Source organism: Thioprofundum lithotrophicum (assembly GCF_055387065.1).
In genome coordinates this window covers 741,660-753,066 of sequence record NZ_AP042379.1, presented here as the reverse complement: position 1 = coordinate 753,066, position 11,407 = coordinate 741,660, and the positions used below count along the sequence as shown (strand labels likewise).

11 protein-coding genes are annotated in these 11,407 nt (G+C 67.1%); 6 read left to right on the top strand and 5 right to left on the bottom strand.

Annotation, left to right across the window (positions count from 1 at the left end):
* Positions 1 to 67 precede the first annotated feature (67 nt).
* Complete coding sequence (locus tag ACZ5BH_RS03560) at positions 68 to 958, top strand: amidohydrolase family protein (protein WP_464890540.1); 891 nt, start codon at positions 68 to 70, stop codon at positions 956 to 958.
* A gap of 262 nt (positions 959 to 1,220) precedes the next feature.
* Here the strand turns inward: ACZ5BH_RS03560 and ACZ5BH_RS03555 are convergent, their stop codons facing one another.
* Positions 1,221 to 1,868, bottom strand: coding sequence for an adenylate kinase (locus ACZ5BH_RS03555; protein WP_464890539.1), 648 nt, complete (start codon positions 1,866 to 1,868; stop codon positions 1,221 to 1,223).
* 142 nt (positions 1,869 to 2,010) lie between these two features.
* Positions 2,011 to 2,907 (bottom strand): LysR family transcriptional regulator, encoded by an 897-nt coding sequence (locus ACZ5BH_RS03550; RefSeq protein WP_464890538.1) that lies wholly within the window; start codon positions 2,905 to 2,907, stop codon positions 2,011 to 2,013.
* A gap of 112 nt (positions 2,908 to 3,019) precedes the next feature.
* On the opposite strand from ACZ5BH_RS03550, the gene ACZ5BH_RS03545 reads away from it, so the two are divergent.
* From ACZ5BH_RS03545 to ACZ5BH_RS03535, 3 genes are all read left to right on the top strand, one after another.
* The gene (locus tag ACZ5BH_RS03545; protein ID WP_464890537.1) at positions 3,020 to 3,424 is read left to right on the top strand and encodes a DoxX family protein; all 405 of its coding nucleotides are present in this window, start codon (positions 3,020 to 3,022) and stop codon (positions 3,422 to 3,424) included.
* 75 nt (positions 3,425 to 3,499) lie between these two features.
* Positions 3,500 to 4,480: a glutathione S-transferase family protein gene (locus ACZ5BH_RS03540; RefSeq protein ID WP_464890536.1), complete on the top strand. Its 981-nt coding sequence runs from the start codon at positions 3,500 to 3,502 to the stop codon at positions 4,478 to 4,480.
* Entirely contained in the window at positions 4,477 to 5,229 is a 753-nt protein-coding gene (locus tag ACZ5BH_RS03535) for a pirin family protein (RefSeq protein ID WP_464890535.1), read from the top strand. The genes ACZ5BH_RS03540 and ACZ5BH_RS03535 overlap by 4 nt, the downstream gene beginning before the upstream one ends.
* A gap of 4 nt (positions 5,230 to 5,233) precedes the next feature.
* Here the strand turns inward: ACZ5BH_RS03535 and ACZ5BH_RS03530 are convergent, their stop codons facing one another.
* Positions 5,234 to 5,566 carry a hypothetical protein gene (locus tag ACZ5BH_RS03530; RefSeq protein WP_464890534.1) on the bottom strand — a complete coding sequence of 111 codons (333 nt, stop codon included), beginning with the start codon at positions 5,564 to 5,566 and terminating at the stop codon, positions 5,234 to 5,236.
* Between the two features lie 475 nt (positions 5,567 to 6,041).
* Positions 6,042 to 6,734: a DUF502 domain-containing protein gene (locus ACZ5BH_RS03525; protein WP_464890533.1), complete on the bottom strand. Its 693-nt coding sequence runs from the start codon at positions 6,732 to 6,734 to the stop codon at positions 6,042 to 6,044.
* Between the two features lie 392 nt (positions 6,735 to 7,126).
* Between ACZ5BH_RS03525 and ACZ5BH_RS03520 the strand changes: the two genes are divergently transcribed.
* Complete coding sequence (locus tag ACZ5BH_RS03520; protein ID WP_464890532.1) at positions 7,127 to 8,575, top strand: GGDEF domain-containing protein; 1,449 nt, start codon at positions 7,127 to 7,129, stop codon at positions 8,573 to 8,575.
* A gap of 327 nt (positions 8,576 to 8,902) precedes the next feature.
* On the opposite strand, the gene ACZ5BH_RS03515 is transcribed toward ACZ5BH_RS03520, so the two are convergent.
* Positions 8,903 to 9,607 carry a hypothetical protein gene (locus ACZ5BH_RS03515; protein WP_464890531.1) on the bottom strand — a complete coding sequence of 235 codons (705 nt, stop codon included), beginning with the start codon at positions 9,605 to 9,607 and terminating at the stop codon, positions 8,903 to 8,905.
* A 170-nt stretch (positions 9,608 to 9,777) separates the two neighbouring features.
* Between ACZ5BH_RS03515 and ACZ5BH_RS03510 the strand changes: the two genes are divergently transcribed.
* Complete coding sequence (locus ACZ5BH_RS03510; protein WP_464890530.1) at positions 9,778 to 11,292, top strand: FMN-binding glutamate synthase family protein; 1,515 nt, start codon at positions 9,778 to 9,780, stop codon at positions 11,290 to 11,292.
* Positions 11,293 to 11,407 lie beyond the last annotated feature (115 nt).

The window sequence follows — 11,407 nt, the reverse complement described above, 5'->3', positions numbered from 1 at the left end:
CCCTTGTATCCCCGAACCCCAGGCCCAACCCGCGGTCCCACTTCCCAGGCCCTCGCGGAGATCCACCATGAAGCCCGCGCTGCTTCTCATCCTCGCCCTGCTCGCCGGCTGCGCCACTCCGTCGGCCAGGCTCCCGCCCTTCGCCGACGTGCACCTGCACTGGAACTGGGATCACGCCGAAACCCTGTCGGCGGCGGAAGCCGCGCAAAGGCTGCGCGAGCGCAACGTGGTGTTCGGCGTGGTCTCCAGCGTGCCCTCCGCCTTCGCCCGGCACCTGGTTGCCGCTGCTGACGGGCGGGTGGTGGCCCTCTGGTCGCCCTACTACCGCACCGGCAACCGGCATGACTGGTTCTTCGATTCGGGCGTGGTCACGGCCGCCCGCGCCGCCCTGGCCTCCGGCCACTATGCGGGCCTTGGCGAGATGCATCTGACCGCCGGCCTCGGCCCGCGGCGCGACAACCCCGTGGTGCGGGGACTGCTGGATCTGGCCCGCGAGTTCGCCGTGCCGGTGCTCATCCACACCGACGCCTCAAGCCATCGCTACTTCCTGCCCCTGTGCCGGGAGTATGCCGACGTGCGCTTCCTCTGGGCCCACGCCGGCGGCATCCTCGGCCCCGACGAACTCGAACCCCTGCTGGCCGCCTGCCCCAACGTCTGGCTGGAACTCGCCGCCCGCGATCCCTGGCACTACGGCGGCTTCGCCGCCGAGGACGGCACCCTCACCCCCGACTGGCGCGCCTTCCTGATCCGCCACGCCGACCGGATCCTGACCGGCACCGACCCGGTCTGGAACGCCCATCAGGTATACAAGTGGGACGAAGCCGACCAGGGCTGGCAACACTACGACCAACTGCTCCGCTACCACCACCGCTGGCTCGCCAACCTGCCGCCCGAGGTCGCCGACCGCATCCGCCTCACCAACGCCCTGCGTTTCTTCAACCGCCCCGTCCAGGACTGACCGGCGCGGCGCAAGCCGCGAAGAAGCGCGACGAGGACGCCGCTCCTCCGGTTGGGTGGACACGACCAGTAGGAGCGGCGCGAGCCGCGAAGGGAGACGTTCTCGCGGCTTGCGCCGCTCCTACAGAGGTGGGGTCAGGGGATGGTCGTTCGTTGGTGATGGTTGTGGTCGCGGGGCAAGTCGTGTGGTCCCGGGGAAACCGAAATGCAAAAGGCGGAGCCTTGGCTCCGCCTTTTGCGTGTTGCGCGCGGGTAGTGCGCGTTTACATGCCGAGCTTCTGCTTGATGGCGTCGATCACGGCTTCGGAGGAGGTGGCGCTGACGGTCAGCAGCAGGCCTTCCTTTTCGTAGAAGTCCACCAGCGGGGCGGTCTTTTCCTGGTAGGTTTCCAGGCGGTGGGAGATGGCTTCCTCGGTTTCGTCCTCGCGCTGGATGACGGGGCTACCGCACTTGTCGCACACGCCCTCGACCTTGGGCGGGTTGCTCTTGACGTTGTAGATGGCCTGGCACTCGGGGTTGGAGCAGGTGCGGCGGGTGGTGAGGCGGTCGAGGATCACGTCGCGGGGCACGTCGATGTTGACGGCCATGTCCAGTTCGATGCCGAGCTTGTCGAGCAGTTCCTTGAGGGCCTCGGCCTGGGGGATGGTGCGCGGGAAGCCGTCGAGCAGGAAGCCCTTCTCGCAGTCCGGCTCCTGCAGGCGCTTTTCCATGATGCCCATGATCAGCTCGTCGGGCACCAGATCGCCGGCCTTCATGTAGGCTTCGGCCTGCTTGCCCAGCTCGGTGCCGGCCTGCACGGCGCCGCGCAGGATGTCGCCGGTGGAGATCTGGACGGAGCCGTCGAGTGCGGTGAGCATCTTGGCCACGGTGCCCTTGCCGGCGCCGGGGGCGCCCAAAAGAATCAGCTTCATGTGTTTTCCCCTGTTGATGGATGATGTGTGAAAGGTGGGGCGGCCGCGGGGCCGCGAGGTGTGGCATTGTGCCGATCCGGACGGGGGGAATCAATCCATAAGCAGGCCTTGCGCAGGCAGAGAAAAAACTGATTCTGCCCGTTCAGGCCGGGTCGGCGCCGGCCTCGACGGCGGCGCGCAGGCAGCCGGCCAGCAGCCGGGTGGCCGGGCCGGGGTGTTCCTGCCCCCAGGCCAGATAGAGATGGGTGTGATAGGTGCCGCCGTGGCGCAGGGGCAGGGGCTTGAGTTCGCCGCAGGCCAGGGCGGGGCGAATGGCCGGCGCCGGCAGCCAGGCGTAGCCCAGGCCGTGGCGGACGATGGCGATGGCCCGATCGATGCTGGAGACGGTCCAGCGGTGTTCGGCCCCCAGCCAGCCCGAGTCGCGCCGCGCGTGGCCGGAATCGCGGATCACCACCTGCATGGCGTCCTCTAGTTCCGCCAGATCCAGCATGCCGCCGCCTTGCAGCAGGGGGTGATCGGCGCGGGCCACGGCCAGGAATTCGATGTCCATGAGGGGATCGGCGGCGATACGGCCTGGGGGCTGGGCGCATATGGCCAGTTCCGCCTCGCCCGCGTCCAGGGCTTCCAGGGGGCCGGAGAGCACCTCCTCGCGAACCTGGACCCGGGTGCCGCGATCGTGGGGCGCGAAGCGGGCCAGGGCCTGCATGAGCAGATCGGCGGGGAAGGCCGCGTCCACCACCAGGCGGATTTCCGCCTCCCAGCCGGCGTCGAGATCGCGGCCGAAGGCCTCCAGATCCCGGGCGTCCTGCAACAGGCGGCGGGCGCGGCGGGCCATGGCTTCGCCGGCCGGGGTCAGCACCCGGCGCCGGCCCTGGCGGGTCAGCAGTTCGACGCCCAGGCCCTCCTCGAGCCGGGCGATGGCGTAACTGACCGAGGACTGGCTGCGGTGCAGGCGTTCGGCAGCCCGGGCGTAGCCGCCGGCATCGACCACGGCGAGGAAGATCTGCCATTGTTCGAGGGTGGTGCGCGGTTCGTTCATGAGCACAATATATCGAAAAAATCGATTGATTGGAGCGAAAATTAGCGCTTTTCAATTTAAAAATCTGCATCCATACTCCTTTCGCACCTTCACAAACGAGAGGAGAAATGCCATGGACAAATACACGAATCTCACCGGCCGCATCCTGCTGGCCCTGATCTTCCTGATGGCGGGCCTGAACAAGATCGGGGGCTATGCCGGCACCCAGGGTTATATGGAATCCCATGGGGTACCCGGCGCGTTGCTGCCCCTGGTGATCCTGGTGGAAGTGGGCGGCGCGCTGGCCCTGATCGTCGGCTGGCAGACCCGCATCGCCGCCTGGGCGCTGGCCGGTTTCACCCTGCTGGCGGGGTTGCTGTTCCACAACGATTTCGGCAACCAGATGCAGCTCATCATGTTCATGAAGAACCTGGCCATCACCGGCGGCCTGCTGGTCGTGGCGGCCAATGGCGCCGGGGCCTTCAGCCTGGACGCCCGGCGTGGCGCGGCGGGACGGCTGGCGGGACAGGGCGCCTGACGGTCGTCACGGTCCCCAGCGGGCGCGGGGCGTTCGGCGCTCCGTGCCCTTTCTCCACCTTGGCGAGGATTTCCCATGAGCCTGATGCAAGAGGGTCGCCTCGAGGGCGACTGGTATGAAAACGTGACCCGGGACAAGGCCTTCCACCGCACCGAGTCCACCTTCCGCAACTGGATCACGCCCGACGGATCGCCAGGGCCCACTGGCGAGGGCGGCTTTGCGGCCGAACCCGGCCGTTATCATCTCTACGTGAGCCTGGCCTGCCCGTGGGCCCACCGGACGCTGATCGTGCGGGCCCTGGAGGGGCTGGAGGAGGTGATCAGCGTGGACGTGGTCAACCCCTGGATGGGCCCGGAGGGCTGGAACTTCGAGCGGGTGCCCGGCGCCACGGGCGATACCGTGAACGGGGCGCGCTTCCTGCACGAGATCTACACCCGGGCCGAGCCGGACTTCAGCGGCATCGTCACCGTGCCGGTACTGTGGGATCGCCAGCAGGGCACCATCGTCAACAACGAGTCCTCGGAAATCATCCGCATGCTCGACACGGCTTTCGACGCCTTTGCCAAACATCCGGTGGAGCTGCGCCCGGCGCCGCTGCGCGAGGAAATCGACGCCCTCAACGCCGTGATCTACGATGACGTGAACAACGGCGTCTACAAGGCCGGCTTCGCCCGCGATCAGCGCGCCTACGAAGCGGCCTTCGATGCCCTGTTCGCCCGCCTCGACGAACTGGACGCGCGCCTGGCAACGCAGCGCTTCCTGCTGGGCGGCGAGCCCACCGAGGCGGACTGGCGGCTGTTTCCCACGCTGGTGCGCTTCGATCCGGTGTACGTGGGCCACTTCAAGTGCAACCTGCGCCGCATCGCCGACTATCCCCACCTCTCCGGCTACCTGCGCGATCTCTACCAGTGGCCGGGGATCGCCGACACGGTGAATCTCGAACACATCAAGATCCACTACTTCACCAGCCATCCGGCGCTCAATCCCTCGGGCATCGTGCCCAAGGGACCGGCGCTGGATCTCGACAGCCCGCCGGGGCGGGAGCACCTGGGATGAGGGCGCCCGATCCTCTCCCGCCCGGTGTGCATACCCTGGCGGCCCGCCAAGGCCAGGAGGGCGAGGGCGCCGAGGTCTTCCGCCTGTTTCCGGTTCCGGGCTCGCGCTGGAATCTCGATCCCTTCGTCCTGTTCGATCATTTCCGCATCGGGCCGGGCAGCGGCTTTCCCACCCACCCCCATCGGGGATTCGAGGCCATCACCTACCTGCTGGAAGGCGGGATCCGGCACCGCGACAGTCTGGGCAACGATTCGACCATGGGCGCCGGCGGCGCCCAGCGCTTCACCGCCGGGCGCGGACTGGAACATTCGGAGATGCCCGCGGGCGAGAGCGCCGGGATCCAGTTGTGGATCAATCTGCCCCGGGCGCAGAAGTCAATCGAACCCGACTACCAGGCCGTGCCGCCCGAAGATCTGCCCGTGCGGCCCTTCGCCGGCGGGGAGCGGCGCATCGTGGTGGGCGAGGGTTCTCCCCTGCGCCTGCACACGCCGGTGCACTACGAAATCCTGCGTCTGGAACCCGGCGCGGCGGTGACGATGGCCGTGCCGCCGGGTTGGCAGGGACTGGCCTACGTGCTGGAGGGCGGCATTCTGCTTGGCGGGCGGCCGCTGGCGGCCCGGGAAGCGGGGCTGTTTGCGGGGCGCGAGCGCTTGGAACTGGCCGCGGGCGAGCAGGCGGCCGAGGTGGTGTGGCTGGCCGGACGCCCCCATGGGGAGCCGCTGCGCCAGCACGGGCCGTTCGTGGATTGAATCCTCAGACTTCCACGTCGATGCCGCGCGTGGGGCCCGGCGCGAGCTGATCGGTGCTGCGCTTGCCGGCGTTGCGGCGGCGGTCCTGGCCCGTGCGGGTGTCGATGAACATGGGTTGCTGGCGGCGCCGGCGCTCGCCCTGGCGCCGTTCGCCCTGCCGGCGTTCGACGCGCGGCGGGCCACTCGTGCCGGGAGTGGCGGTGGCCTGGTCGCGGGTGTCGCGCACCGCGGCGGGGGCGGCGGTCTCGCCCACCGCGCGCGCCGTGACCGGCTTGCGGTTTTCGATCTGCAGCAACTGGCGGCCGAGATCGTCGGCGGGTGGGGTGATGCGGGTCATGGCGACGTTGGCGAAGGGGCCTGTCTCACAGTGTAGTCCAGATCGCCGGGGGCACAAGGGAAGCGCTGAGGATAACGCGTTTCAGAATCGTTTTTGCGCCTCACCCCGTAGGCCGGCTCAAGCGCAGCGGAGCCGGCATGCGTCTGCGGCGGTATTCGGTGATTGGCTTCGATATGCCCTTCTGCAAAGAACGCAGAGGGCGCAGAGACGCAGAGAGCGCAGAGGTTGATTGGGACGACGTCTCGTGCCGTTCATGAATCAGAGCAAACGATCCCAAGCGCCGGTCTTGTGGGGTTAGCGCGGATTTTGCATCGCACGAAATGCCTGTCCCTCCGCGTCCTCTGCGTCTCTGCGCTCTCTGCGTTACTTCCACATCTTCACGTCGAAGCCTTTTGCCGGCTCCGCTGCGCTTGAGCCGGCCTACGGATCCTTCAGACATCACTGCGAACCGCAGCGCTTCCCGGGATCGGGCCGGTCACGAATCGGACTTCGGCGGCGGATGGAAGCGGATCCGATCGGGGGCCACGGCGCCGGCCGAGAGGATGAAGGTCATCGCTTCGTCCATGCTCCAGTCGGTTTCGATGAGCTGATCGAGCGGCACGATTTCCATGTATCCCGACGTGGGGTTGGGGGTGGTGGGCACGTACACCGCGGCCAGCGCGTCGCCGGTCTCCGCGTCGGTCATCACCTTGGTGACGAAACCGACGGTGCGCATGTCGGGATTGGGAAAGGCGATCAGCACCACCCGCTGGATGCTCTCCGGTTTGCTTTGCAGCACGCCGATCAGCTTGCGCACCGAACCGTAGATGGTCTGCACCACCGGAATGCGGTGCATGAGCTGATCGAACAGCCCCAGCAGCCGCCGGCCGATGACCCGGGTCGCGCCCCAACCGAGCAGGTAGAGGGCGATGAGGGTCAGGGCGATGGCCAGCACCGATTGGAACCAGGGCTCGAGCAGCCACTGGGCCAGGGTGGGAAACGATTCGCGGATGGCCCGCGAGAAGGCCAGCACCCAGGGGCGGCCGAAGGCCGAGAGCTGGCCGAGAAAGAAGGTGAAGACCAGCCAGGTGATCCACAGGGGGATGATGGTCACCGCGCCGGTCAGCAGATAGCGTTGCAGGTTCTTGAGCATGCGCAGGATCGCAGGTGGCTTGCCGGCTTGCATCATAGCAGCCGCAAACGCCTGATGACGATGGCCCCGGTTGACGGGCACCTCGTGGCCGGGCGGGAACGATTTTGAACGAGTTTCTTCGCTTTTTGCTCCAAGTCATTGTTTTTGCGTTCCCGCTTGCGGGAATTTTTCCAGGGCAAAAATCTGCTTGTCAGGCTCCTTGCCGGTGGGCTAGTTTTAGTCATGGAAGGCGCAGGGTTACCCCCCGGCCCTGATGCCTTGCAACAGGCGGCTGAAAACGCCCTTCGCCGGGTTTTTTCACCCGCCTGTCGAGCCGGGATGGCGAACGCAGCCCCGGTTGCGGCCGTGCCGGTCAGGCAGTCCCCTCGCGGCATTCGTCCCGCGGGCGGGGATCGGGCTGGAAAAAGGGGTTTCCCCAAGGGGTTTTCGTGAGTCAGGATGGTTCCGATCGGCGCGATGCGTCCAGCGATGCTTCCCGGCAGCTGCTGACCGAGAAGGCCTTCTCCAGCCGTGCCCGCAGCATTCTCCTGATGCTGGACGAGCTCAATCGCAACCCCAACGGGGCGGTGGTGTTTCGCCAGATCCGCCGCCTGCTCGCCGACACGGAGCAGGAACACGCGGGGCGGGAAAGGCTCCTGACCCTGTGGCTGGGCGGGTTCCTGCGCGCCTATGCCGCCCATCTCGAACCCGATACGCCCCTCTACGTTCAGGTCAAGCTGCTGCTCAAGCAGTTGCAGCAGCCGCAGACCTTCACCGATCTGAAGTCCCTGCAGCGGCAGATCGATCTCTACGTGATGCACCTGCAGCGGATGCCCGCCCTGCAGGAAGAGGTGTTGCGCGAGGCCATCGCGCCGCTGCTCGAATACTACGGCGATCCGGCAAGGCATGAGGCGGCGCCGGGGACCGAAGAGGCCATCGACGTGCCGCCCGCGCCGCCGGTCCGGGCCAAGGTGTTCGGCAGCGTGCCGGCGGGCTTCGGGGACGCCGAGCAGCAGGCCACCGATACCTTCCGCCAATACCTCTCTTCCCGCAGCCGCACCGCGGAGAAGATGCAGCAACTGCTGGCCGAAAAGATCCAGGAGACCATCGACGAGAACCGCCAGTTCGGCTCCATGCTCGAGAGCGTGCAAAACGGCCTGGAGGAAGCCGAGTCCATCGACGACATCGACACCCTGCGCCGCTGCCTGCTGGAGGACGTGGCGGCCCTCTCGCGCACGCACACGGCGCTGGTGGACAAGCTGGTGGAGACCAAGCAGGTGCTGCGCATGATCGAAACCGACAGCCGCAAGCTGTCCGACGAGCTGGCGCGGGTGAAGATGCTCAGCATGACCGACGAGCTGACCGGCCTGCCCAACCGCCGTGCCTTCCTGCGCCGGCTCGAGGACGAGGTGGGCCGCACCCGCCGCCACGGCTTCCGCCTGGCCCTGGTGATGATCGATCTGGATCACTTCAAGAGCATCAACGATCAGTACGGCCATGCCGCGGGCGATGCGGTGCTGTGCGCCTATGCCGAGGACGTGCTCACCATCTTTCGCCAGCACGATCTGGTGGCCCGCTACGGGGGCGAGGAGTTCGCCGTGCTGCTGCCCAATACCGACGAGCACGGCGCCATGGCCGCCCTCAACAAGGTGCGCCGGGCCGTGACCGAAACCCGCTGGATGCTGGACGGCCACGACATGGAACTGCCCAGCTTCTCCGCCGGGCTGACGCTGTTCGTTGCCGGCGACGATCCCCAGAGTCTCATCCAGCGCGCCGACGAAGCCCTCTACACCGCCAAGCGCCTCGGCCGCAACCGGGTCGAGATCCAGTACGGCGTCGAACGCAACGTCAGCCCGCTCAAGTTCCGCCCGCTGGCGCGAGAGAAGGGGAAGGGGTGAGCGGTTGGCTCCGGTGTAATGAGGTGGAAGTAACGCAGAGGACGCAGAGACGCGGAGAGCGCAGAGGTTGATTGTGGCTGCGCTCCATGCCGTTCCTGAATCAGGACAATCGGCACCAGACGCCTGTCTCGTGGGGTTCGTGCGCGGATTTCGCATCGCACGAAATACATGATCCCTCGGCGTCCTCTGCGTCTCTGCGCCCTCCGCGTTCTTTGCAGAAGGGCATATCGAAAGCCCCTCACCTCAATACTGCCCCGCACTTCCAGCACGTTTCGAAGTTTGCCGGGTTAATAATTGGCGCAGTTGCAGAGTTTCTTCACCCGGGGATCACTGATCCGGCAGCAGGGCGCGCAGGGCGTCGCGGTCGAACCACCACTGATCGCCCACCAGCACCTCCACCACCTGCGCCAGGCGCGGCAGGAAGATCTGCGGATCGCGCAGTTCCAGGCGGTCCAGCCAGGCGTCGAGCTGGTCCTGGGTCATCACGTTGCTGTGGCGCTTGGCCACCTGGCCCAGCAGGTTCTGGGTGAGGAAGGTGAGGCTTTCGTGCTTGTCTTCGGGGCTGCGGATGTCGGCGATGTAGTGGGCCACGATGGCGGCCACCGCCGCGCCGTCGGCGTCGGGCGGCGTTTCGTCGATGATGTGCTGGAGCATGGCCACGGTGGTGTCGGGTTCGATGGGAAAGGTCACGCCCAGCCACACGCCCATGCCCAGCGCCGCCAGGGAGGCCGGCTGTTCGGTCTGGAACAGCACGTTGCAGGCCTCCACCGCTTCCTGCCAGGCCTGGTTGGCCAGGAACACGTCGAAGGCGCGGCGGGCCCGTTCCCAGGCCGCTTCCTTGCGTTCCAGGGCCAGTTCGGTTTCGGCGATGTCCAGCTTGACGCGGGCGCGATCCACCTCGCTGGCCGTGGCCGGCAGGGCTTCGAGATGCTGCCGGAACAGGGCCAGCTGCTTTTCCAGATCCGCCGGGCTCTGGGCATCGACGGCGAGGGTGTCCCCGAACAGGGTCGGATCGAGATCGTCGGAATTCATGACACGGGCTCCAGGCAACAGGGCCGGCCATTATACGGTCGCCCCCGCGGGGGCAACAACGGATGGAAAGCAGGGTTACCCGGTACGGCCAAGGTTCGTCTGGCTGGAAGCTGTCCTGACTTCCCGCCGCGATATACCATGTGGCGCAACGTCCGCTGCGAGGAGTTCCCATGACGACCCACGAACTGTCCGGTTTCATGCTCACCAGCCTGGAGGTGATGTCCACCCTGTTCATCTTCACCATCGGGCTCATCGTGCTGGTGGTGCTGGTGCTGTATGTGGTGGACGTGTCCCAGCACAAGGATGCCATTCGCCACAACTTCCCCGTCATCGGCCGGTTCCGCTATCTGTTCTCCCATCTGGGCAAGTTCTTCCGGCAGTACTTCTTCGCCATGGATCGGGAGGAGCTGCCCTTCAACCGCGCGCAGCGGGAATGGGTCTACGATGCGGCCCAGGATGCGCCCAATACCCGGGCCTTCGGCTCCACCAAGGACATCAACGCGCCCGGCACCATCATCTTCATGAACTGCCCTTTTCCGACCCTGGACACGGATGCCGTGCCGCCCCATCCGGTGACCATCGGCGAGCATTGCGCCGAGCCCTATACCACGGCCTCCATCATCAACATCTCGGGGATGAGCTACGGCGCCCTTTCCCGGCCGGCCGTGCAGGCGCTTTCGCGGGGGGCCTTCCTGGGTCAGTGCTGGCTGAATACGGGGGAGGGGGGGCTCTCGCCCTGGCATCTCGAGGGCGGGGCGGATCTGGTGTTCCAGATCGGCACCGCCAAGTACGGCGTGCGGGATGCGGCCGGGCGGCTGGACGATGGGCGGCTGGCCGAGGTGGCCGCGCATCCCCAGGTGCGCATGTTCGAGATCAAGCTCAGCCAGGGGGCCAAGCCGGGCAAGGGCGGCATCCTGCCGGCGGTGAAGGTGACCGAGGAGATCGCCCGCATCCGCGGCATTCGCCCTCACACCGACTCCATCAGCCCCAACCGGCATCCGGAAATCCATGGCAACGACGACATTCTGGACATGGTGGCGCACGTGCGCCGGGTGACCGGCAAGCCCACCGGCATCAAGCTGGTGCTTGGCGATCCGCGCTGGCTCGACGGTTTCTGCGAGGCCATCGCGCGCCGTGGCGAGGCGAGCGCCCCCGACTTCATCACCATCGATGGCGCCGAAGGCGGCAGCGGGGCGGCGCCCATGTCGCTGATGGACGCCGTGGGCCTGTCGATCCGCGAGGCCCTGCCGGCGCTGGTGGATGCCCTGGTGGTGCACGGCCTGCGCGAGCGGATCCGCGTGATCGCCTCGGGCAAGCTGATCACCCCGGTGGACGTGGCCTGGGCCCTGTGCATCGGCGCCGATTTCGTCAACTCGGCCCGGGGGTTTCTGTTCGCCCTGGGCTGCATCCAGGCCCTGCAGTGCAACCGCAACACCTGCCCCACCGGCATCACCACCCACAACCCGCGCCTGCAGGCGGGCCTGGACGTGGAAGACAAGGCCCAGCGGGTGGCCCGCTACGTGAAGAACATGCACCGCGAGGTGGGGATCATCGCCCATTCCTGCTGCGTGCCGGAGCCGCGCAAGCTCTGCCGCTGCCACGCCCGCGTGGTCATGCCCGACGGCCGCACCCTGGGCCTGCACGAATGTCACCCGGACAAGGTGGCAATGGAGGAATCCCCGTAGGCGCGGCGCCCTCGCCGCGACAGTGCAGTCGCGGGTGGCTGGGGACGGGTAGCTGGAAACGATATTCGGTTTTCCCGGCGACCAGCCACCTGCAACCCGCTACCGCCGCATCGCG